Origin of the sequence: Chryseobacterium sp. OV279 (assembly GCF_900128945.1) — a bacterium.
In the GTDB taxonomy this organism is placed as follows: domain Bacteria; phylum Bacteroidota; class Bacteroidia; order Flavobacteriales; family Weeksellaceae; genus Chryseobacterium.
In genome coordinates, this window is sequence record NZ_FQUD01000003.1 from 202,041 (window position 1) to 225,883 (window position 23,843).

The 23,843-nt window shown below is 37.2% G+C and carries 19 protein-coding genes and 1 pseudogene; 6 read left to right on the top strand and 14 right to left on the bottom strand.

Annotated features, from left to right (window positions below; translation table 11 throughout):
• Positions 1-2: 2 nt before the first annotated feature.
• The 8 genes and pseudogenes from BUA72_RS13295 to BUA72_RS13335 all read right to left on the bottom strand — a co-directional run bounded on the left by BUA72_RS13295 (position 3) and on the right by BUA72_RS13335 (position 14,035).
• Entirely contained in the window at positions 3-3,098 is a 3,096-nt protein-coding gene (locus tag BUA72_RS13295; protein WP_072923337.1) for an efflux RND transporter permease subunit, read from the bottom strand.
• 21 nt (positions 3,099-3,119) lie between these two features.
• Entirely contained in the window at positions 3,120-4,190 is a 1,071-nt protein-coding gene (locus BUA72_RS13300; RefSeq protein WP_072923338.1) for an efflux RND transporter periplasmic adaptor subunit, read from the bottom strand.
• 245 nt (positions 4,191-4,435) lie between these two features.
• A complete protein-coding gene (locus BUA72_RS13305) occupies positions 4,436-5,023 on the bottom strand; it encodes a helix-turn-helix domain-containing protein (protein ID WP_072923339.1) in 588 nt (195 codons plus the stop codon).
• A gap of 254 nt (positions 5,024-5,277) precedes the next feature.
• Positions 5,278-5,670, bottom strand: coding sequence for a hypothetical protein (locus tag BUA72_RS13310; protein ID WP_072923340.1), 393 nt, complete (start codon positions 5,668-5,670; stop codon positions 5,278-5,280).
• A 42-nt stretch (positions 5,671-5,712) separates the two neighbouring features.
• On the bottom strand, positions 5,713-8,130 hold the full coding sequence (locus tag BUA72_RS13315) for a heavy metal translocating P-type ATPase (protein ID WP_072923341.1): 2,418 nt from the start codon (positions 8,128-8,130) through the stop codon (positions 5,713-5,715).
• A gap of 84 nt (positions 8,131-8,214) precedes the next feature.
• Positions 8,215-8,781, bottom strand: coding sequence for a helix-turn-helix domain-containing protein (locus BUA72_RS13320; RefSeq protein ID WP_072923342.1), 567 nt, complete (start codon positions 8,779-8,781; stop codon positions 8,215-8,217).
• Positions 8,782-9,655: 874 nt separating this feature from the next.
• On the bottom strand, positions 9,656-12,442 hold the full coding sequence (locus tag BUA72_RS13330; RefSeq protein ID WP_072923343.1) for a polysaccharide lyase family 8 super-sandwich domain-containing protein: 2,787 nt from the start codon (positions 12,440-12,442) through the stop codon (positions 9,656-9,658).
• 263 nt (positions 12,443-12,705) lie between these two features.
• Positions 12,706-14,035 (bottom strand): annotated as a pseudogene (locus tag BUA72_RS13335) (IS3 family transposase).
• 906 nt (positions 14,036-14,941) lie between these two features.
• Between BUA72_RS13335 and BUA72_RS13345 the strand changes: the two are divergent.
• From BUA72_RS13345 to BUA72_RS13370, 6 genes are all read left to right on the top strand, one after another.
• Positions 14,942-15,313 carry a DUF1801 domain-containing protein gene (locus tag BUA72_RS13345; RefSeq protein WP_072923345.1) on the top strand — a complete coding sequence of 124 codons (372 nt, stop codon included), beginning with the start codon at positions 14,942-14,944 and terminating at the stop codon, positions 15,311-15,313.
• 165 nt (positions 15,314-15,478) lie between these two features.
• On the top strand, positions 15,479-16,093 hold the full coding sequence (locus BUA72_RS13350; RefSeq protein WP_072923346.1) for a hypothetical protein: 615 nt from the start codon (positions 15,479-15,481) through the stop codon (positions 16,091-16,093).
• A gap of 654 nt (positions 16,094-16,747) precedes the next feature.
• Positions 16,748-17,284 carry a DUF2975 domain-containing protein gene (locus tag BUA72_RS13355; protein ID WP_072923347.1) on the top strand — a complete coding sequence of 179 codons (537 nt, stop codon included), beginning with the start codon at positions 16,748-16,750 and terminating at the stop codon, positions 17,282-17,284.
• A gap of 3 nt (positions 17,285-17,287) precedes the next feature.
• Positions 17,288-17,497 (top strand): helix-turn-helix domain-containing protein, encoded by a 210-nt coding sequence (locus BUA72_RS13360; RefSeq protein ID WP_047454039.1) that lies wholly within the window; start codon positions 17,288-17,290, stop codon positions 17,495-17,497.
• A gap of 9 nt (positions 17,498-17,506) precedes the next feature.
• Positions 17,507-18,976, top strand: coding sequence for an alpha/beta hydrolase (locus BUA72_RS13365; RefSeq protein ID WP_072923348.1), 1,470 nt, complete (start codon positions 17,507-17,509; stop codon positions 18,974-18,976).
• Positions 18,977-19,586: 610 nt separating this feature from the next.
• Positions 19,587-20,198: a DUF6134 family protein gene (locus BUA72_RS13370; RefSeq protein WP_072923349.1), complete on the top strand. Its 612-nt coding sequence runs from the start codon at positions 19,587-19,589 to the stop codon at positions 20,196-20,198.
• A gap of 210 nt (positions 20,199-20,408) precedes the next feature.
• On the opposite strand, the gene BUA72_RS24490 is transcribed toward BUA72_RS13370, so the two are convergent.
• The 6 genes from BUA72_RS24490 to BUA72_RS13390 form a co-directional block, all read right to left on the bottom strand.
• Entirely contained in the window at positions 20,409-20,555 is a 147-nt protein-coding gene (locus BUA72_RS24490; RefSeq protein ID WP_175548903.1) for a bacteriocin-like protein, read from the bottom strand.
• Positions 20,556-20,583: 28 nt separating this feature from the next.
• On the bottom strand, positions 20,584-20,727 hold the full coding sequence (locus tag BUA72_RS24495) for a bacteriocin-like protein (protein ID WP_167375284.1): 144 nt from the start codon (positions 20,725-20,727) through the stop codon (positions 20,584-20,586).
• Positions 20,728-20,989: 262 nt separating this feature from the next.
• Positions 20,990-21,781: a LuxR C-terminal-related transcriptional regulator gene (locus BUA72_RS13375; protein ID WP_072923350.1), complete on the bottom strand. Its 792-nt coding sequence runs from the start codon at positions 21,779-21,781 to the stop codon at positions 20,990-20,992.
• 177 nt (positions 21,782-21,958) lie between these two features.
• Entirely contained in the window at positions 21,959-22,753 is a 795-nt protein-coding gene (locus BUA72_RS13380) for a LuxR C-terminal-related transcriptional regulator (protein ID WP_072923351.1), read from the bottom strand.
• A 475-nt stretch (positions 22,754-23,228) separates the two neighbouring features.
• Positions 23,229-23,465 carry a hypothetical protein gene (locus tag BUA72_RS13385; protein ID WP_047454044.1) on the bottom strand — a complete coding sequence of 79 codons (237 nt, stop codon included), beginning with the start codon at positions 23,463-23,465 and terminating at the stop codon, positions 23,229-23,231.
• Positions 23,466-23,497: 32 nt separating this feature from the next.
• On the bottom strand, positions 23,498-23,812 hold the full coding sequence (locus BUA72_RS13390) for a hypothetical protein (RefSeq protein ID WP_072923352.1): 315 nt from the start codon (positions 23,810-23,812) through the stop codon (positions 23,498-23,500).
• Between the last annotated feature and the right edge of the window lie 31 nt (positions 23,813-23,843).

Here is a 23,843-nt window from a genome sequence, read left to right on the forward strand (position 1 = left end):
TTTTACTCATGGTCTGTCTGGTCTTCGGGATTTTCTTCCACAACAACTTTCTTAAGTTTACTGCTTGATAAATAGGAGTAAACAGCAGGAATGATGAATAGGGTGAGGATTCCCGAAAAGACGAGCCCACCTGCAATGACAATTCCTAATGACTGGCGGCTGTTAACAGTAAGTGCAATGGGCAGTACTCCGAATATCATGGCCAGTGATGTCATCAGAATCGGACGGAAACGCTGTTCTGCAGCTTGTATTGCCGCCTCGTATTTTGAAAGTCCTGTATCTTTCAGATGGTTGGCGAATTCCACAATCAATATTCCGTTTTTGGTGATCAGTCCTACAAGGGTAATGATCCCGATCTGGCTGAATACATTTAAACTTTGCCCGAACCATGACAGACTCAGAATCGCTCCGGTGATGCCCATTGGTACGGTAAGCATGATGATCAGCGGATCACGAAGGCTTCCAAATTGGGCCGCTAAGATCATATAGATAAACAGCAATGCCACAATCAGGGTAAAGCTGATATTACCCTGGCTTTCAGTATAGTCCCTTGACTGACCGGCTAAGGAGCTTTTGAAATTTTCACCCAGAATCTCTTTCTTGATTTTTTCAATTTCCTGTATTCCTTCTGCAAGACTTACTCCGGGTGCCATTGCTGCAGATACGGTAGCTGATGTATATTGATCATACCGGTAAATGGCTGCCGGACTTACGGCTTCTTCCGTGGTGATCAGATTATTCAACGGGATCATCATGCCTGTTGCCGAGCGAACGTAGATCGCACTTAAATCACTTTTATCATTCCTGTTTTCACGATCCAGTTGTCCAATCACTTCGTACTGACGGTCGTTGCGCAGAAAATATCCATAACGCTGTCCGGAGAATGAAAGCTGCAAAGTATGGGCTATTTCTTCCATAGACACTCCCATCAAAGCTGCTTTCTGGCGGTCGATATTAATTTTGACTTCAGGTTTATTGATTTTGAGATCAGCATCAACGAAGAGAAGCTTTTTACTTTGTCGCGCTGCTGTCAGAAATTTTGGAAGTACAGCAGTCAGACTATCCAGGTTCTGTGACTGTAATACATATTGGATAGGCATACCTCCTCCGTATCGGCTCCCAATAGTTGGAGGCAGATAAGGAAACAGAAGAAACCCTCTGAATTTCCCGGAAGCAGCTCCATATTGGCTATAGAGATCCTGAATGCTGGATTTCCGTTCTTTAGGATTTTTGAGATAGATACTTTGTACAGCCACATTGACAGGGGCAGGAGCTGGAATAAATGAAATAGCAACCATCGAATACGTCTGATAAAGACCGTCGGTGGAATCGTTGACATATTTCCCAACCTCAGTCATATGTTTTTTCATATAGTCGAAAGAAACGCCTTCGGGAGCAACAGCAATGAGGCTCATATTGGAACGGTCTTCTATGGGAGCCAATTCTGACGGAAGTTTTTCGCCGACAAAATAGATCAGTGAGGTCGTGCCCGCAAGGAAAACCCAGGCCATCCATCTGGCGCGCATAAAGGCTTTTAACAAAAAGGCATATCCATTATTTAAACGGACAAAGAATGGCTCGGTAACACGGTAAAACCAATTCGGTCTTTCTTTTTTCTTCAGAAAATAAGCACTCAACATGGGAGTAAGCGTTAATGCCACTAAAGCAGAGACGAGTACTGAGCCGGATACTACAATGGCAAATTCCTTGAAAAGCTGTCCGCTGATACCACCCATAAAAACAATAGGCAGAAATACTGCGGCCAGCGTAATGGTAGTGGAAATAACAGCAAAATAAATCTCCTTAGAACCTATGAATGCTGCCTGTATCGGCGACATACCTTCTTCAATTTTTTTATAGATATTTTCAAGGACAACAATGGCATCATCCACCACGAGTCCTATGGAAAGGACCAGTCCCAGAAGAGTCAGTATATTGATGGAAAAATCAGCCACATACATGATGAAAAATGCGGAAAGAATCGAAACGGGAATGGCAATCACCGGAATCAGGGTGGACCGCCAGTCTCTAAGAAATAGAAAGATGATCAATACCACCAGTCCGAAAGCAATAAAGAGCGTTTCTTCTACCTCCTTGATAGATTCCCGCACAGATTGAGTAAAGTCGAAGCCCACAATCAGACGGTATTCAGAGGGGATTTCCTTTCGAAGCTGATCCAGACGTTTATAAAACTCATCTACCACTTCAATTGCATTAGCCCCACGCTGTATCTGAATAGCCACACCTATACCCACACGGTTAAGGTTTCCTGTTTCGTTGATAATAGCCGTACGTTCGTTGACTTCTCCCAATTCGACTGAGCCGATATCTTTCAGTTTGATTACGGTACTTCCTACTTGCTTAATGAGCATTTCCTCAAAATCTTTTACAGAAGTAAGACGTCCCATGGTACGGATACTTAGTTCGCTGTTCGTTCCGTCTATCCGTCCTGCGGGCAGGTCAATATTTTCCCTTGCTAATGCTTGGCGGATATCTGCGGGAGTAAGCTGATAGGCTGCCAGTTTAGCAGGTTCAAAACGAAGGCGCATCGCGTATTTATGCTCTCCTACAATGGATACGTTATTAATGCCGGGAATCGATTGAATTCTGTCTTTGATGGTAGTAGAGGCGAGGTGGCTAACCTCTTTGATGTCCTTGGTGTCACTTTCCACTTCAAGGAATGCTACCAGATTGTCCGGTGATGATGTTTTTTGAACGATTGGAGGATCCACATCGACGGGAAGCTGTTTCCTGGATTTAGCCACTTTATCTCTAACATCATTGAGGGCATCTTCAATGTCTATTTCCCGGTTGAATTCTATTGAAATAACACTTGCCTGTTCTCTCGATTCGGAAGATATGGTCCGTATGCCATTGGCTTCGGCAATCGATTCTTCCATTGGTTTGGTAATCTTGGATGCGATTACTTCGGGGCTTGCTCCGGGATAAAAAGTAACGACCGAAATGACAGGTGGCTCCGTCAACGGAAATTCCCGAATCCCTAATTCTTTCCATCCTATGATCCCTAAAATAACGATAAGGAGCGAAAATACACCGGCCAAAACCGGTTTTTTTATACTTAAAGCTGATATGCTCATAATGCTAAGATTTGAAATTGATTATTTAGAGACCACTGCTTTTACAGGAGTGCCGTCTCCTAAGCGCAGCATATTGGAAACAATAATACTGTCCCCTGTAGCAATACCGGATGTAATAACAGCGTCTGTTTCTGTCCTGTTGCTAATAGTGATGGGCCTGGGTTTTGCTACGCCATTCTTTATGACAAATACGGTATAGCCTTTTTCACCTGGAGCAAGAGCTTCAGTGGGGATCATAATACCGGTAGCTCCTTTATCGGAAACATGGAAATAGACTTTAGCAGAAAGTCCTGCACGAAATTTTCCACCCATATTTTGGGTAATTGCCTGTACCTGTAAGCTTCTGCTTTCGGCATCAAGTCCCGGCTCTGTTGCGATAATAGTTGCTGAATATTCCTGATCAGAAAGCTCAGCCGTAAACCGTATTTGGCCTCCTGCGTGTATCAATGGCAGGTATTTTTCAGGAACAGAGAAATTGATTTTAATGCTGCTTTGATCCTGTAAGGTAACCAACCCGATACCAGGTGTTACATAAGCACCCAGATGTACTTTTGAAATCCCGATTTTTCCCGAAAAGGGAGCATGGATGACCGTTTTAGCCAAATCTACCCTAAGCAGCTCCTGCTGTGCAGTTAAAGATTGAAAACGCATAACCGCCTCGTCGTATTCCTGGGGCCTTACCGTTTCAGTTTTTAATAGATTGCTCAACCTGTTTTTACTTAGCTGGGCCAGCTTAAGTTCTGCCCCGATCTGCTTTAAACGGGATCTGATATCAGCATCGTTCAGCTTGTAAAGAACAGCTCCCTGACGGACATAACTGCCGTCTTTAAAAGCTACCTGAGTAATCTTTTGCGGCAGTTCGCTCACAATTGAAACCTCACGATAAGGCATCATAGTTCCCACTACAGCTTCCTCCTGATTGATTTGCTGCTGCTGCGCGATTATAATGTCTACCGGTAATTTGCTGGTGTCTGCCTGAGCTGTTGCTGCTTTTTCAGGTGCTTTTTTTTCTTTGTTTTCACAACCAATCAACAGGATGCCTAGCATGGGAATTAAAACCCACAATCTTTGTGTACTGTATTTGTATAACATGACTTTTTTTTTAATCCAACTAATTGTTAAATTTTAAGGTCAAAATTACCTACAGACCCTGTAGTGCCTTCTACACAATTACAGATAAGATTTGCGGAATTTATCTTGTCATATCCTAAGATGTGAGTAAATAAATCTATACCGAACAGCATTAAAAAGCGAAGCCCATCAATTAACAGGGCTTCGCTTAAAATGATACTCGTGGTAGATTTGTCATCTGTATGAGAAAAAGTGGAATCAGGTTGTCAGGAAGGTGGATCATCAGGAGACTGTTCCTGTATAATGGTCATTTTATCAAGTCTGATCTGTTTGTAGTAAGAAGATGTAAAACCGGTATATTTTTTTAACTGGTTAGAAAGATGTGCCGGGCTGCTATATCCTAAGGCATATGCAATTTCGGACATCGATTGATTAGTATACACAAGAAGTTCTTTTACTTTTTCTATTTTTCTTGAAATGATGAATCTTTCCAGAGTACATCCCTCAGAGGATGAGAACAGCGAGCTTAATGAATCATAATCTTTATGAAGTTCGTTGCTGAGAAGTGCAGAAAATTTCACAGGGTTACCAGTGTATAATTGTTGTTGAATACCTTTTTCAACAGTATCTTTGATCTGATCTATTGTCTTTTGATTCTTACTGTAGAAAAGATCGAACCCATTTTTTTTCAGCATGGCTTTGATCACTTTCTCATCAATGGCTGTCTGATCTGTTTCTTTTAGAATGACCTCACCTAAACGTATTTCTGACAGTTCAAGACCCAGCTTTGGAAACTCCTGAGCCAGAACAAAAATGCACCTGTTGCATACCATCCCTTTGATTAATAATTTCATGGAGTATAAAATATTTAGTATTCATATTGTTACCACTCCAAAAGTCTGTTTTTATGAATAATAAAATGTTATGGTATTACTTGTTTGATTTATGATATTTTATGAATCATGGGAATTTATTCAACATTAAAAATAGCAGACTAAACAGAGAAAGTAATCGTATGTGGGTCACAATACAGAATGATAGATATAAAAACGGTGACCCGGAAATGATGGGCCGCCGTAATGTAAAAATTCTAAAACTTTTTTTGTAATCAATTTATTTTTTTTAGCTTGTCAGAAGGATGATTATAGTCGGGGAGGCTTGTTACCCTTACCGTATCTATTCCTTCCAGTGACCATGTAATGGGTAACATGGTCATATAACCACATTTAGGACAAGTATCACCTTCTGAGCCAATCATTTCTTTGTGTGAGGGGCAGCCTGTTATAAATTTTCCATTTTTATCGAGGGCCTGTCCAAGCTCGTTTTCATACTTGTTGATTTTTTTGGTAGTCTCTTTATTTTCTAATGCTTTAGTGTGATGATGTCCGTCACCCTCGCCAAGAGAATGCGTATTTTTTTCTTTTTTATCACTGCTACCACAGGAGGAGGCAAGTACGGCGATTAAAGTAAATAGAATGATCTTAATCGTATTGATTTTCATTTGAATAGTATTAATTGGGTTAAAATTCCGGTCTTCTTTACATTATTTTTTCCATTTAAGGCGTAAGCTGTTAATGACCACGCTTACACTGCTTAGTGCCATGGCAGCTCCTGCAATCATTGGGTTGAGTAAGAATCCATTGATGGGAAAAAGAATCCCTGCTGCCAGCGGTATACCCACAAGATTGTAGATAAATGCCCAGAACAGGTTTTGTTTAATGGTGGCTACGGTTTGCTTGGATAAGCGTATAGCTTGTGGTATTTTTGTTAAATCGGATGAGATAATGGTCATTTTGGCTACATCCATAGCAATATCGCTGCCTTTACCCATTGCAATACTTACATCAGCGGTAGCCAGTGCGGTACTGTCATTAATACCATCACCTACCATTGCTACTACTTTTCCCCGCTGTTGCAGTTTTTTCACAAAATCAGCTTTGTGCTGAGGCAGTACTTCTGCCTGATAGTGGAGTATACCTGTTTGTTCGGCAATAGCTTTGGCAGTAGCTTCGTTGTCGCCGGTAAGCATATACAGTTCAATTCCCATTTTCTGCATTTCTTTAATGGCTTGCACTGATGTTTCTTTGATCTTGTCAGAAATAGCAATCACAGAAAGTGCATGTGTGCTGTTCCCGAACCAGATCACAGTTCTGGACTGTCGGCCCCATTCATCAGCCTGCTGTTGCAGTTGATCACCAATAGTAATATTATTTTCTGCCAGCAGCTTTTTATTACCTACAAAATAAGTTTCGTTATTGTGGTCTGCTTTAGCTCCTTTACCGGTAATACTGTCGAACATTGATATCGGAGTCACTGGAATTCCTTCCAAATGTTTTACCACGGCTTCTGCCAATGGATGCTCAGACTGTTTTTCAATACTCAGTAAGATATCTTTGGCTGTATCTTCATTGTTCAGCCATTGAATACCGGTTACCTGAGGTCTTCCTTCCGTGATCGTTCCTGTTTTGTCTAAAACGACAGCTGTTACTTTCTTAGCGAGTTCAAGACTTTCCGCATCTTTAATCAGAATACCTTTTTCAGCCCCTTTACCAACACCGACCATAATAGCGGTAGGGGTTGCTAATCCCAATGCACACGGACAGGCGATAACCAATACGGTAACGGCGGCTAAAAGTCCCTGAACCACTCCATTATTTCCCCCTAAAACGATCCATAATAAGAAAGTGACAATAGCAATGCTGATGACTACGGGAACAAATATACCTGCAATTTTGTCGACCAGCTTCTGTACCGGGGCTTTGCTTCCCTGGGCATCCTGTACCATTTTAATGATTTGGGCCAGCATGGTTTCTTTACCTACTTTGACTGCTATAAACTGAAAACTTCCCTTTTGATTGATAGTGCCGGCAAATACTTTTTCGTTTTCAGTTTTCAGTACAGGAACAGGTTCTCCACTCAACATGCTTTCATCTACATAAGAGTTACCTGATTTCACCATGCCGTCTACCGCAATTTTTTCACCTGGTTTTACCAGTAATACATCTCCGGCTTGGACCTGCTCAATAGGAGTTTGTTTTTCATTCCCATCGGGGAGTATGATGGTTACAGTCTTAGGTTGCAGGCCCATCAGTTTTTTAATGGCTGATGAGGTATTGCCTTTTGCTTTTTCTTCCAATAATTTACCCAGAAGGATGAATGCAATAACCACGGCTGCTGCTTCAAAATAAACGTGTGCATGCAACCCGCGCCGATGCCAGAAATCAGGGAAAACCATATTGAATACACTGAAAAGGTAGGCAATCCCTGTGCTAAGAGCTACCAAGGTGTCCATATTGGCAGAACGATGTTTGGTCTGCTTCCATGCATTGATGAAAAAGTCTTTCCCTAGCCAGAGAACAACAGGAGTAGAAAAGAACCACATTATTTCATTGGCATAAGGAATATTCATAAAGAACATACCGATAGTGACTACAGGTAAAGACAGGAGAACCGCCCAGATGGTTTTATTTTTAAGCTTTTTGAATTTCTCGGCGTGGATTGCTTCTAAAGATTCCTGCTGCTGGTTTTCGTCCACAATGAGCAAATCGTATCCCACAGACTGAAGAGCTTTCTGCAGCCTGGAAGCATCCGTCATATTGGGAAGATATTCTACCGTCAGATTTCCTGTTGCGAAGTTTACTGAGGCGTCAATGACCCCTGATTCATACTTTGCAATACTTTCTGCACTGCCGGCACAGGATGCGCAGGTCATACCCAAAACAGGGAAGGAGTTTTTAACTGTTGGAACACCATAGCCTAGATCTTTAACGGCTTTAACGGCTTTGAAAACTACTTCGTTGTCTGTTACCGTAATGGCCGCCCTGCGGTTATTCAGCTCTACTTTTTGGGTTTCAATGCCCTGGATCTGTGTGAGCCCTTTTTCTACGATCAGTGCACAGTGTTCACTTTCAACGTCTTCCAGAGGGATGTAAATGGTTTCCCGAATGGTATTTGTAGCCATATTTTGCTTGTTATTATCTACCTGCAAAGTTGGCGACAAGATCTTTGAATGCGATTGTGGAATTATGGATTTGATTTGTAAGATTTACTTACACTGATCCAATGGTTTTCTTTTTTCTTCCCGGATCTGTTTGAAATGGCTTGGTGTGAGTCCTGTTACTTTTTTGAACTGGTTACTTAAATAGGCAACACTTGAATAGTTTAAACGCAAGGCGATTTCACTTAATGAAAGTTCATCATAGACTAATAGCTCTTTTATCTTTTCAATCTTCTGGGCAATAAAATATTTTTCAATTGTTGTTCCTTCCACCTCAGAAAACAGGTTGGAAAGGTAGTTGTAGTCGTGATTCAGCTGGTCACTCAGCAAGTCAGAAAGATTCTTTTTTGTATCATTATCCTGATGATGAACCAGATCAATGATAATATTTTTTATTTTTTCAATAATTCTGCTCTTTTTATCATCAATTACTTCAAAACCTAAAGGGATAAGTACTGCTTCCAGTAATTTTTTATCTTCAGCGCTGAGCTCTCTGGTAAGGGTAACCTCACCCAGCTTAATATGGGTAAAGTCCAAACCGATTTTTTCGAGCTCATTCTGAATCACCATGATACAACGGTTGCAAACCATGTTTTTAATGAATAATATACTCATAGCCCTGTTAGCTTAATTTTAAATATTGAGCGACAAATTTATAATTAAAAAACAATTATTCATGCATGATCAAATGTTGCCGACACTTGTTTGAATAAATAATCCAAAGTAAAGCAGTATTCAAAGATTGGATAGTAAGACGATCTCCGGCAGTTAAGGCTCCAACTACTCCATGAAAAAATAACCAATAAAATTACTGTTAGTACTAACAGTGACGAGCAGGAATGGCTTAGAAGAAAATCAGTTCGGCGAATAATGGAGATCTCACCTGCTACACTTCAAAACATCCGCACAGCAGGCAAAATCCGTTTCAGAAAAAGTGATGGGATCGGATTATTACAGCAGAGCTGATTTATTAAAATTATTCGAAGATGAAAGCAAATAATTCAAAGCAGTGGCAAATAAACATATCTGATGATATCACATTTTCTTTTTGGGCTCTTTAAAGAGAATGTTGGCCCATAACTATTTTCTAGCATAATTCAACAATTTTTAAATGTTAGTAATATCGAATTAATGCTCTCTAAAGCCAAATTGTTAACTTATTTAATCATTTGTTTTACAATTATTTAGATCTGAATCTGTGGAAGTTTTTTTTGAAATAAAAAAGTGTCATGAAATTGCCACATTGTTTTTGAGTGTTTTTGAAGCATTTTTTGAGTTGTACTCTTACTGCATGGTTTCTCGGTTAACCCTTACAATCGTAAAACATTCTATGACAGTAATGAAATCAGTTATCTTGGCTATCCTTCTTTTCAGCTTTAGCACAGGATGTTTTAAAACAGCCCTATATCTAATTTTTTGAAAAGATTATAGGTAATATCTCACTAACAGTGTAAATGGCAGGACATTTCCTTAAAAAACACAGTGAAATTTAATCCTTGATAATCTTTATACATTCTCCATCAATACACAGCAAATAAACACTTTTTTCGAGTGCCTGCATATTTAGATTTAAATTGCCTTTACCTTTTGTAACAGTAATTTTTGATGTAATATCACGGCCTGCCATATTCAATATTTTAATATTTTCAGTATTCCCTTTCTTTAAAGTAATATACAGATTTTCTTTGACAGGGTTCGGATAAACAGTAAAGGTTTCCGGATTTTTCACGGTTTCCATATCCTGGATTTTTAAAAATGTTTCCGGAACAAGGCTTGTCTGAATAGTGTTTCCGTTGATAGTATTAAAAGTCACTTCCGTTTTATTTCCTGTTATTAAAGTTGTAATATTATTCATCGGATTTTCCAGCTTCCACTTTCCTGTCAGTGTCAGTTTTACAGGATTTACCTGAGGTACACGGTAGAGACGGGAAGCTGTTCCTGTGACCTGTGAATAGGTATAGGACTCATTATCATTCAAAAGACCCAGATTAGGATTGGTAAGGCTCACTTTAAGCCTATTTCCGGCGTTAGTACTCTGGGTCATCACAACAGACGGTTTATCCACAGAAACTACTACATCTGACTGGAAAACAGATGCTGCATCAAAAATCACATAATTATAGATCTGATCCTGTACAAATTTAACAACATGTGCCTGGTTATTCTGTTGGATAACGTCGAAATAATCTGCCAGATGATCTGCAAAATCCTGTGTTCCGGCAGTTCCTCCCTGAAGCATAATTCCATAACGATATCTACCCGAAGCAGTTGCTGTTCCGTGATCTATATAAGCTGTTGCGTAGTTCCCTTGTGTGCCTGCTGTATTGGACTGATTGCTCGACTGCTGGGCACTTCTTTTGATCACCACTGAACCGGTATAGGATCCGGAAGGAATAACAAAACCATTACCCACAGCATCTGTAGCCCATATACTTCCTGTGTTTTGTGAAAAATTTACATTTAGTCCCGTGTGAGTTGTACCATTGATGACTGTGGCAGTAGAGGCATCAGGCAGTCCGGTCTGGAAAACAGTGGTATGTACTGGGCGTGTTCCTCCGGTGTCTTTAATATCAGAACCTAAGCTTAACGCTTTATCTTTGAAGAAAAATACGGTCTTTAAGGCAGTCATTCCCGTGGCAGAATTGATATCCTTATAATCCATCGCAAAAACTCCATTATCATCCAGAGAAGCGTGGGCAAGAAAATTTCGGCCATTAAATTCTCTGCTGGCTCCTGATGTAAGCTCGTTCATGGGAACAAATGCAGCAGTAACTCCCGGTATATGCGTCCAGTCCCAGCCGTCATCTGTCAGTCCACCCTGAGCATTCGCGACTCCCAAACCATTGGAAAGGCGTGTTTTGGGAGAACCTGCAGATAAAATTTCCATGGCCCCGGCTGAAGTATATCTTCCAAAAAGATTCTCTGATGCACTGTTTTCATAATGCCAGATATGTTTACTGGTTCCTTTTACAGAAATCTGATAACCATTATACTTATGGATACTCAATCCGCCATAAGGAAGTCCAAAATGTCCTTGTGTAATGGGAACATCAGGAGTGAGTGTCGTATTGATATTGACCGCAATCTGTCCAGCCATGACGGGATTTTTAACACTTAGATTCCTGCTAAATCCCGACTGAGGCATCGTATAGATTCTTTTAAAAAACTTTCCGGCATCGGCATTAGCAACAGGATCTGCTGCATATAATAAGGCAAATGCATATCGGTAGTCCAACAGAGGGGTTGTAGAATTAGGAAATCGTCCGGCCAGCCCTCGTGGCATTTCAAAATCTGCACTGAATTTCTGATAAGCCATCAAAGCTTTTTTCAGATGAGTCTGAGAAACGGGCTTCAATTCATAGGCAGAACCTTTAAGAATATAGTTCATGATCGCCATAGAAAAAAGGGCATCTCCACCATAACTGTTGGCATAAGCACCTCTGTGGTGATAAGTGGTAAAGTCTGGTTTTATAAAATCTGCCCATCCGTTTCCAATCAAAAGGGCATTATCGGTGAAATTAATAAGAAACTCCATATTTGCCAATTTATCAGTATCAGTATCTTCCTGTCCCAGAACGTAGCATAAACGGGTTTCTATCAATGCTCTCACGACATCGGTATTAAAACCAGGGTTTGTAAAATGAAAGTTTGGATTATCCGGATCCAAAAAAGAAGTGAGATTACCCAGAACACCCATATGGTGAGAAAATTCTCCAGTCTGCGCTAATTCTTCTTTCATTAAAAGAACACAGGCGGCATAGGTAAAACATCGCAGCCCGAAACCAGAATTATTGATATTAACCGTTTCCTGCGAGGCATTTAAACTAAAATTAAAATCGGTGGTACTGTTGATCCCTTTGTCTTTTATGTATTTGAAAACCTTTAAAATCAAGTTCTTCAGGGCAGTGCTGTGGTATTTTGGATTTGAAGGCAGCCCGTTGATTACAGGCCCTTTTAAATGGTAGGCCATTACAAGATAAAACAAGTGATTGTTGACCAATGTTACCATTGCTCCATTATCAGTTCCATTAGTCATATTCCAGGCAGATTCGGGAGCATTAAAATTATAATTATTTACCACATTGGTTTCAGCTGTATTCCCAAATAGGATATATCTGTCGTATAAGCCTTTTACGCTTGAGTTAGAATACGTAGTGATCGTGTTATCTGTAAGCCAGCTGATATATTTAGTCTTTATATTATTCACTTCATGAAGTTGCCCATTCAAAAACGAAAAAGAAAGCAGTATACACGAAAATAAAACAGATTTCAACATATATTGAGTATTATAGTTTAAACAAAGATATATTTTAATGATAATTAAAAAAAAATTGTATTTAACATACAAGCAAGTTGGCCTACTATTCAATTTTAAAATTTTGTGTCGGCTCTCGAAACGGAATATAAATTTTTATGTCTTCAAAAGGAAATGGACTTTCTCTTAGGGAGTATTTGTTAGTTTAAAGTTATAATAAAAGTTGATTTCCATAAAAAATTTCTGAGCTTTGAGACTCAAAAATTTTCCAGAACAACTTTTTTTTAGCGTTTTATTATTTCTTTAAAGTAATTCCGTTTTCTGAGTTGCAGTGTTTTCCCTTTTATTTTCCTGCGTTCCCGGAGTATTTCATCGCTTCTTCCAAAATATACATCAGCAGGAGTTAGATTTTGCAGAGACTCATGATACCGCTGATTATTATAACGGTTTACAAATTCCTCCAGTGCTTTTTCCAATTCTTCAGGGCTGTAATAAAAATGAAGTTTTACCAAATTTTTCATCGTTCGGTTGTACCGCTCGATCTTTCCCTGGGTCTGCGGATGAGCAGGTTTTCCATGAAGCTGATTGATTTGATACTTTTTCAGCAGATAGTCTTTCAATTCAGAAGATACGTAGCAGGAGAAATTATCAGATAAAAGTTTAGGAATCTGTCCTTTTTTAAGCCCTGACTTTATTACAGCTGAATCTACCGTTCTTTTTACATCATTCACTTTCATGTTTCTACAGAGTTAGTGGTGAACAATATAACGGCTGTAATCATCTAGAATGGTATAATCTTAAAATAAGTGAAATCTGTTTGCCACATCTCATGTACAAAATTGGTCTTATCTTTACATTCATCAGCAGCTGAGAGCAGGATATGAGAGGGAGCAGTGATCAGACCCCGTTTTTTCAAAATTCTGTACACGCTTGATTCTGAAATAAAAACACCCTTTTCATCAGTCATTTTGTAGGCCCGTTCCCGACTGGAAAGTCCGGGATGTTCCAATGCGATCTCTACCACAAGGTTTTTTTGTTTCTCAGGAATGCTGTTCCATTATTTTCTGTTAAAAGAAGGGGAGGAAAAAAATCCTTCATATCCTTTTTTCAGATACAGATTGTACCAATTGTAAAAGGTGCTCCTATGGATGCCGAGTTCCCTCAAAGTCTTATTAACACCTATTTCACTGCGCGTAACGAGTTCTATCATCTCTAATTTTTCACCGGCGGATAACCTCATATATCTTCTATATTTCTGGGTTAGTCCAACATGTCCAAGCTTTTTTTACAATATCATACCGTAAAACGAGATCTGCAACCATTTCCTTAAGCTTCTTATTTTCTTCACGAAGCTGGCTGACCTCATCAGAAGTAGCCTCACGAACCACATCTCCGGAAAGGCGTTTCTTACCGGCTTCAAGAAATTCTTTGTTCCATTTGTAAAATGTGGATTCCTGAATGCCATGCTTACGACACAGCTCTGCTACAGAGGTCTCTGCACGAAGGGCTTCCATTACAATGAGGATCTTTTGGTCGGCAGTGAAGATTCTTCTGGTTTTTTCTCCTGATCTCTTTAATGTAGGTTTCAGGAGTTGGTTTTTTCCTGGTGTTCATAATATCAAATTTAAAAATTAATCTCTTATGAAAAACTCCTTAAGTGAGAGCCTAAATCAGTACACTTTTTGCTGACGATTTACAGATATGTAAACTACATTTTAGCAAACATTTCGACTCATAAGATGTGTGAAAATCCTTTTAGTGAAACACTGAGTTTCCGCCAATTTGAATTTCAACTTAGCATTTAATTTGCCTAAATATCTGATATGTCATATCTTTGAATAGACTAATCGAGGTTTGTGCACAGTAGTCCCCGATTTGTCCCCTATATTGCTAAAAGTATTGATAATAAAAGAGTTTCAGTTTCTGAGTGGGAAAGTTAAATTTGGTTTTAAATATTGTTGAATATGTTTTATATTTACAGCTAAAAATTAAAGCGTTCTTTGGTTCAAGTTGTAAGAATTTTGCAGAAATAATATATTTTGTTATCTGGGTCTATGTTATAAAAATTGTGGCAATTTCATGGCACTTTAAGATTCATTTAATAAAAATAGCTTAAATAGGGCATTTACAAGAGGGGTTCGAATCCCTCTCTCTCCGCTAAGAGGGGTTTCTTCAAGAAGCCCCTCTTTTTTTTTGTCTAAAATAAGCAATCCTTTTTGGGCAATGTTTCAAACTTAGAGATTTGATAATTTTCACAGCTAATAAGCTGAATATCAATTAAAATAAAAACTTTAAATTTATAATTTAAGAGCAGGTTATCCTGCTCTTGTTTATTTTAGCGGATAAAAAACATCCTAAATGACTGAGGATCATTCTTAGTGTATCAAAGTTCGTGATACGGGGATTTGCAAAAACTGCAGTTCAGGAAATATACAAACAAAAATCTTTTTCGTAACCCATGACATACAGTTGTCACAATCTTGTTTTAGTTTTGTAGTGTAATAGGCAAAAATCGTCAAAATGAACGTATTAGAAAACTACTATGAACAACACGAAGAGCCAACAAAAAGTTGTCTGCTGGCTCTTCGTGCTATTATTTTAAATCAAGATAAGGATATTGCTGCGGCATGGAAATACGGTATGCCGTTTTTTTGTTACAAAGGGAAAATGTTCTGTTATTTATGGGTGCACAAAAAATATAAACAGCCTTATATTGGTATTGTTGAAGGTAAACATTTTAGCGAGCCGTTTCTTTTGCAGGAAGATCGCTCCCGAATGAAAATCATGCTTTTTGATGCAAACGAAGATCTGCCTATTCAGAAAATTGAAGCTATTTTACAGAAAGCGGTTGATCTTTATAAAACAGGAGTTGTACAACTAAAAACAGGCTAATAAAAAAGGTTAATATACACTGTACAGACCGTTTTGTTTTCAAAAAGAAATTATCTTAAACAAGACCAAATCTATTGAAAATGAACAGTCTGTAGAAAACCACTCCAATAACAGGTTAAAATAAAACTAATATATTAGCAACTATAAAATCTTTAAATAACGAATATGAAAACAAGGATATTTTTAGCTGGTTTGGTTACGGCCTTTATCATTGCTGCATGCAGCGAGAATAAAAGAAACGCGTCTGAAGTGCCTGCAGGAGACACTGTAAAAACAACCTTAGATCCTGCTCCGAAAACTAATAAGTTCAATCTTGAAAATGTTCCTGTTTCTGATAAAGAACTGGGTAGTTTTCCTTACATAGTCTTACCACAGGGCTATGCCAATGTCAGTCAAAACCCGATATCAGATATGGACAAAGCTTACTTTTGGTCCGGAGATCATTTCGAGCAGCCTGAAGGAAAAGTATTTTTCAGCAGGGTAAAAGCTGAAGAAGGCAAAGTTTTTTCAGAATCCGAATTGCTTAAAGGTTTAGGCGAGTCGATTGCTTCCCTTGGAGGCGTGAAAATCAGCGAAGGAAAAATTCCTGCAGATATTGCTGATGGAATTGATGAGGGTAATAAGGTAAAGTATGTAAGTGGATATGGTTTTATCGGATATGCTGTTACTACAACATATCTGATCCGCCGCAGCGATAGAAATATCTGGATACAGATGACACCTACCGATGATGGTGCTTCAATAGGATGGATGATTCTAGAGACAAAGCCGCAGAATTGAGTTGAAGGGCTCAATAGAAATGGGGCTGCCATTCTATAGCTTTATATACTTTGCGGAAGATGGAACCTTTGTAACATGAAATTTTGTCCTTTCGAAAACTGCGCAGAGTCCAGTAGTTCTTAAATGCGCAAAATGGAAATAAAAAATGGATCAATTTCAAAACTTGGGGACCATACAAAACATTTTAACCAACAAATCCTGTATCAAATCATACATGATCGTTTTAAGAACTCCCGCTGCAAACAGTAACGGTTACCCGAGTATGTGCTCTTCCTTCAGATAAAAGGCCTCTAGCCGGAGCTTTTCCATTAGTTCGTTTCTTACCTTATTATTTTCTGGTCTTACCACTTATATAGGCTTCGTCAATTTGTGTTTTGCTTCCGAATTCCACAGGAATTTTGTTCCTGAAGCTATGCCTGATTCAGTTCAGCATAAACCAAGCCGTTTTGGAAAATCCTGAAAGACTCTACAACCTTGACCAATTTACGACCATACTATAGTCATCTTCTTTTCAACAGGTCTCAATCAAATAATTCGGAAATTAGTAAAAGTAATTTTTCCGATCGGTAAATATTTTTTGAAAAAGAATGTAATTTTATTGTTTATCAATAAATATTTGCTATTTTTACAATGTTGAATTAAATTTTTAAAATCATGTATAAAACAAACACCTTCATATTTAAGGGCTTGCACATTTTGGCTTGGATCATTTTTGTAGCCTTGTGCATAGAAGCAGGAGGCTTAATAGTAAATTTCTTTTTCAGCCTGTATAAGCCCGGATTTATCCAAAATCTTTATCAAAAGTTGGATATAACTGAGATGTATAAAGACAGTAAATCAGCCTTTTTCGTTATCTACAGTTTTATCATATTCATTTCAGTTTTAAAAGCCTACCTGTTTTACATAGTCATCAGGCTAATGCACAAAATGGATTTGTCAAAACCTTTCAACACTTTTGTTGCAAAGCATATCTCGCTAATCAGTTATTGCACGATATTGATTGGGTTGGTAAGCTACATTGCAAGGCAGGTAACGGACGGTGTAGTGCATCAAAGAATGGTTGCTGACAACCTGAATAAATTTTGGGAAGACAGTCAGGCATTTGTTTTAATGGGAGCGGTGATTTATATTATTGCAACCATTTTCAAAAAAGGAGTTGAGATTCAAAATGAAAACGATTTAACTGTATAAACTATGCCGATTATTGTAAACTTAGATGTAATGATGGCAAAGCGTAAAATATCGCTTAACGAGCTATCAGAAAAAGTAGAGCTAACGCTTTCCAACCTTTCCATTTTAAAAACGGGAAAAGCAAAAGCTATACGGTTTAGTACTTTAGAAGCTATTTGTAAGGCTTTAAATTGCCAACCCGCTGATATTCTTGAATTTGTAGATGAAACATAAAAATAATTTATGAAAACAATATTGATATCGTCAGTTTTACTACTTCTCTCCTTGTGCGTAAATGCACAAAATGAGAGAAGTGTCACAATAGGTAAAAAAGAAATCATTTATTCCAAAGCGCTAAATGAAAACAGAACAATTTGGGTTTACACACCAAATATCACTTCCCAAAATACAAGCCCTGATAAGAGATACCCTGTATTATACTTATTAGACGGTGGTGCTCATTTCTATTCGACGGTTGGCATCATCCAACAACTTAGTCAAGCCAATGGAAATGGCGTATTGCCTGAAATGATCGTGGTTGCTATTGAAAACACAAACAGATTAAGGGACCTTGTGCCTTCTGCCGATTTCAGCAAAACCAATCCGTTTGTTAGCTTCCTTTCCTCTGAACTCATACCCCACATAGATAAAAACTACAATACCGCACCTTATAAAATGCTGGTGGGACATTCATTGGCCGGGCTTACGGCAATTGATATACTTGCCGACTTTCCCCAATTATTTAATGCCTGCATCGCAATAGATCCAAGTATGTGGTATGATCAGGAAAAATATTTGCATCATATTATTTCTCAATTTGCCAAGCTCAATATGAATGGCAAGAGGCTCTTTGTTGGAATAGCCAACACTATGCCCGGAGGGATGGCGATATCACAACTTAAAAATGATAAAACAGATGAAACACAACATATCCGTTCTATTTTTAAATTTGATGAATTTGTGAAGCATAACAATTATGGCTTATTGTACGTTCAAAATTTTTACCGGGCAGAAAGGCACAACACCGTTCCTCTATTAAGTACATACGATGGATTGCGTTTTATTTTTGATTATTACTTTTTTGATGCCAATGAAAAGGATTTTACAGATCCTACAGCCCAGATCGCTTCAAAACTACAAACTCACTATGCTAAAGTGTCAAAAGAAATGGGATATAAAAATGCAGCGCCTGAAGCATTCATCAACTATCTGGCATACGATGCAATGGATAAAAAGCTTTACAATAAAGCAAAAGCACTCTTTGAATTAAATATCGAATGGTATCCCCAAAGCAGTAAAGGATATGATGCTTATGCCGACTATTTTTTAACTCAAAAAGATACGATTAATAGCATTGCCAATTACCAAAAGGCATTGCAAATTAAAAGCGATAGCACGATTATAAATAAATTAAATGCAGTTACAGCTAAGAAAGTTCCGAAAGTTTCCGTCGATTATTTGCAGAAATATGATGGTATTTACACATTGGTGGATTTTCAGTTGGATATGGCATTAGAATTGCGAAGCGGAAGCCTGTGGGCTAAAGTACCAGGACAGGCCGATGAAGAATTTCAATCAATATCAGAAAATGTTTTCACTGTAAAAGGGAAACAGGGTTATACAATCACTTTTGAAATGAGTGAGGGCAAGCCTAAAGGATTTACATCAGTTCAGCCGAATGGAACTTTTAAAGCTGTATTTAAAAATAAATAAGTTCTAAGACCTGACTAAGACGTTCCCGGGTTCTCCGAGGGATTGTCTTTGGGACCGCCGCGATCAATAAGCCCACGTAAGAGATCAAAAAAACCTTTAGATTCAATCTAAGGGTTTTTTGTTTTTAGCGACTTTATTTTGTTTGTATGCAAAGCTCCTGGATGGTATTGCATACATAAGCCTTCATCATATCTTTTTCCATTTAATAGCTACATTGTTTGTTACATCATTAATGGAGACCTTAAAATATTGATCAGTTACTGCTTTAAAAGAACTACTATCATATACCTCCAGAATTTCAAAAATAAGGTTCACAATTATAGACTGGAACGTAGTTTTATGTATATTATATTCATTTTCAGTAATTTGTGTTTTGTAGCTTTAATAGGTTCGCATTTATCCTATGGAACAATCTTAGCTTTTCCTTGACCTAATTTTGCATCATAAATATTTTTATTATGAATGTGGAAGAAACTAAAGTATCAGTCTAGGATGTATGAAAATACGTTGTATGGATCATTCTTCATCCATCAAAAATCCGTTTCGGACCTTCGATATTCTAATAAAAAACCCTATAAAAGAAGCTATTATTTAAAAAAATAAAAATACAATGAAAGCATTCCTGTTTTTTTCGATCGTGTTGAACAGTTATATTCAACCATATATTGCAACACCCATTACCAAAGAATATCTGAATTATTCTATTATAAAAGACGATAAGACCATTGGTAATATCCGTGTGGAACGTTCATTAAAAGACGATATGACTGAATATCTTTTTGAATCCCGGGCTAAAGTAAAAATCCTTTACAGTATTGAGATTTACGACAAAATGGGCGTCACTTTTAAACAAAATGTTCTACAGCAGGCCAAACTATACCGAACAATGAACGGGAAGCTGAAAGTGAACAATACGGCTACCTGGAACGGAAGTTTTTATAATCTTTCGGACAAAGATGGCGCCAATGGTTCTCTAAAACAGTCTATTTTCAGCTCAACGGCAAGCCTGTATTTTAATGAGCCGGGAAATATAAAATCTGTTTTTTCGGAAAAGTTTCAAAAAATGATTCCTATTCAAAAAATTAACTCCAAAAAATACAGGATGGATTTACCGAATGGAAACACGACTACCTACACATACAGCAATGGAATTTGCACTTTAGTTGAAGCCAATACTGATTTTGCAAACCTAAAGTTTGTTCTTAATACGAACTCCAAATAAAATTTATTAAAGTGCTCTTCGAACATAGTAGATATCTTCTATTTTCGCTTATCCTTTTAATATTATGATAATTCAAGTTAACTTTCTTACGGTATGTTTTTATAGTAAGTCCCAAATAATAAAAAACCTTAGAATCTCTGATTCTAAGGTTTTTTATTTTTAAGTAAATTATAGGATATGGTTATCAGAGAAATGATAACGTTTTTAGTCTTAGCTTAATATATCGCATGGAGCAATGCATATCACCCACGGACATCTTTTGATTCCCGGAGGCGGACAGCAGGCTTCAGAGCAGCTTAATGCTCCACCATTGATATTTTTTAAATGCTCTCTTGAGATTTTTTTAATATTTTTCATAATAAAGTAATTGGGTTAAACTTAAAATTTAGGGCTGATTTCCACCGCCACATCCGTCGTATGGCATGCATTGCCATTTTCCGCTGATTAAACATATCTGGCCACCCGGGCAGTTAATGCCTCCTTTAATAGCCTTCAATTCCTGTCTTTCGATTTTTTTTAAATTTTTCATATGAATAGGTTTAGTTGTATTCGAAATTAATCAATTTTCTTCATCTGATGTAAAAATATTTTCAAAATATCCCCCTTAAATGAGTTTTATTGTGCGGTATTTATATGTCAAAGCCCTTATGGGTCGATTAAATATAATATGTGGAAGAGTTGAGAAATACTGTTTAAACATGAAATGGAAAGCTATGAAAAGAAGTGGGAATTACTGGAATTAGAAGCCAAGTGAGTACCTTAAGTCATCTTATTTAAATGCCATCTTGATTTTAAAGCACAAGGAGACTGTGATTCATGGTAAAAGCAATCAGTTCCGCTGAAGTTTTGGTATTTGTTTTTTTTCTAAGGTTACGTTTATGGTTTTCCACTGTATGATAAGAAAGAAAGAGCTTCTCTGCGATTTCCGGACTGTTGAAGCCTTGTGCCATAAGCTTTAGAATGTCTTTTTCACGATGGGTTATATTTGGTTTTTGCATATCTATTTTCTGCAGGTCCTGATCAATATGCTTGAAATACTGAACTTCATTATCAGTGAAGTCTATGATGGAAAGCAACGGCATATTTTGGATGATAAAATGAGAGAGATCATAAATAACTACTAAAGAGGCTTTTATTTCGTAATTATTGATGTATTGAAGAGGAGACTGTAGCAAAATCCAGCGATATTCTCCATCCGGATTGATCATTCGTCCATAATAATTGAATCTTACTTCGGTTTTTCCTGCCCTGAGAAGTTGCAGTCGTAAAGTGGCGGAAAACACAAATGCAGCCATGATATGACGTCTGTCATCCGGATGAAAAAGATTCATAAAAAATTCAGTATCTGAATTGAGCCATTCTTTTTTACGGTAAGGAGTAAATTGCTCAATATTTTCACTGATCCGTTCTGTTCTCATTTTTGTATTGTTGGTAATGAACCAGAAATAAGGTCCGATAGAGAAGCTTTTTGTATTTTTAATTGCCTCCGAAAAAAAGGTATAATAATTTTTAGGCAGCTCAGAGTTCTTTGCAAAATAATCATAAAATTGCTGTTCATCTATCGGATTAATCTTTTTTTTCATAGCATTGTAAATAGAATAATATTGTCAGATAAGACGTGTTTTTTTTAACAGTAATATTTCTCTTAGGCGCTGAAAGAAGCTTTTTAAAAGTGGAGAATAAAGCGATCAAGAAATTTAAACTTCCTGAAAATAAACAAGAAGTTATTAGCTTAAATTGATTGAAATGATACCTTTATTTTAAAGCACGAGAAGACTATGATTCATGGTAAAAGCAATGAGTTCCGCTGAAGTTTTAGTGTTTGTTTTTTTTCTAAGGTTACGTTTATGGTTTTCCACTGTATGATAAGAAAGAAAGAGCTTCTCTGCGATTTCCGGACTGTTGAAGCCTTGTGCCATAAGCTTTAGAATGTCTTTTTCACGTTTTGTGATGTAAGGCTTGTCCACATCTATTTTATTCAGATGCTGATCAATATGCCTGAAATACTGAACTTCATCGTTCGTAAAATCTATGATGGAAAGCAGCGGCATATTTTGAATAATAAAATGAGAAAGATCGTAAATAAAGACTATAGAAGCTTTTATTTCGTAATTATGAGTGATTTGGAGAGGGGATTGCAGCAATATCCAGCGATAATCGCCATTCTGGTTGATCATTCTGCCGTAATGATTGAATACCACGTCCGTTTTTCCTTCTCTTAAAAACTGTAAGCGCACGTTAGCAGAAAATACAAAAGCGGCCATTAAATACTCCCTGTCTTGCGGATGAAACAGATTCATAAAAAATTCAGTACCGGAATCCATCCAATCTTCCTTTTTAAAAGGAGTAAACTGTTCAATATTTTCACTCGTTCTTTCTGTTTTCATTCTGGTACCATTATTAATAAACCACAGATAGGGTCCTATGGCGAAACTTTTAGCCTCATGAATGCAATCCGCAAAAAAGTCAAAATAATTCTTAGGCAGTTCACCATCTTTTTTATCAAAATAATCATTAAACTGCTTGGCATCCATTGGATTGATCTTTTTTTTCATAGCATTGTAAATAAAATATGTTATTGTTAAATAAAATGGTCTGATATTTTTTTATATCGATAATTATACCAATGATTACAGAAGAAAAATAATGATTCCTTATGATTTAGAGGCTTTTATTAAAAGGATTGCAGAACATAAAGTACTAAGATTTAAAATTTCTTAATGTCTGTTTAGTGGGTAACACAAGCAGATTTTTGAACAAAATTTTAGTCAATATTGAACCTTTTTTGTCCTCGGCTGTTTTATGAGAAATGGTTAGAAGTAGTAGAATTGACCTGTTTGGCGTAAGACTAAAGAATTTTCATCTGGTGTTCAGTTTGGATTTCAAAAAGCATTTACGATTGTGAAATCTAATTAATAACAAAGCATCGGTATCCCAAACAAAATAATAGAAGGAAATTAAATCAAACTCTTAAAAAAAATATGAAAGAATAAAAAATATACCGATGCAGTGTTATACATTTAAATATGTTTATTTTTGAATAACATAGTCATATACTGTATCTTCAGTGAGATACAAATGCAATTTTGTTTTAAATATTCCGAAAAACGATTTTTTCAGGATAAAAACACGCTCGTTGGTATGTAGTTTTTGTACCTTGTATTCAATAAGAAAACATTCGATATCGTCCATTTTTTTTCCAATGAGTTGGTCTTCGGATATAATATTATGGTTTTTATCGTGGAAATAATATCTTTTACTTTTCATCCTGCGAAATGATTTTTATTTGTGATGTGTTTTTATTTTTTACCATATTTTTTTTTCCAGATGGCCAGAGTATTCCGGCTTAATTTAAATAGCAAAGCAATTTCTGTGTTTGTCATCCTTGTTTTTATTTGATATTCCAATACTTCGTTAATACTTTCATCATCATAAGACCTGTGCTCATTACCTGTTTTATCATCTTGAAATAAAATACGGTTCAGGGTTATAACATCTAGTGAGGACAACTTTTCCTTTTCCAGAAAATATTTGCAACAGGAATTTTTCTCCGGACATTTTTTCGTAATGATATCTGAAAAAATTTTCACATAATCAGGTCCTTTATTTTCCATGATTATTTTTTTTGTTTATGTGCATGTGCTC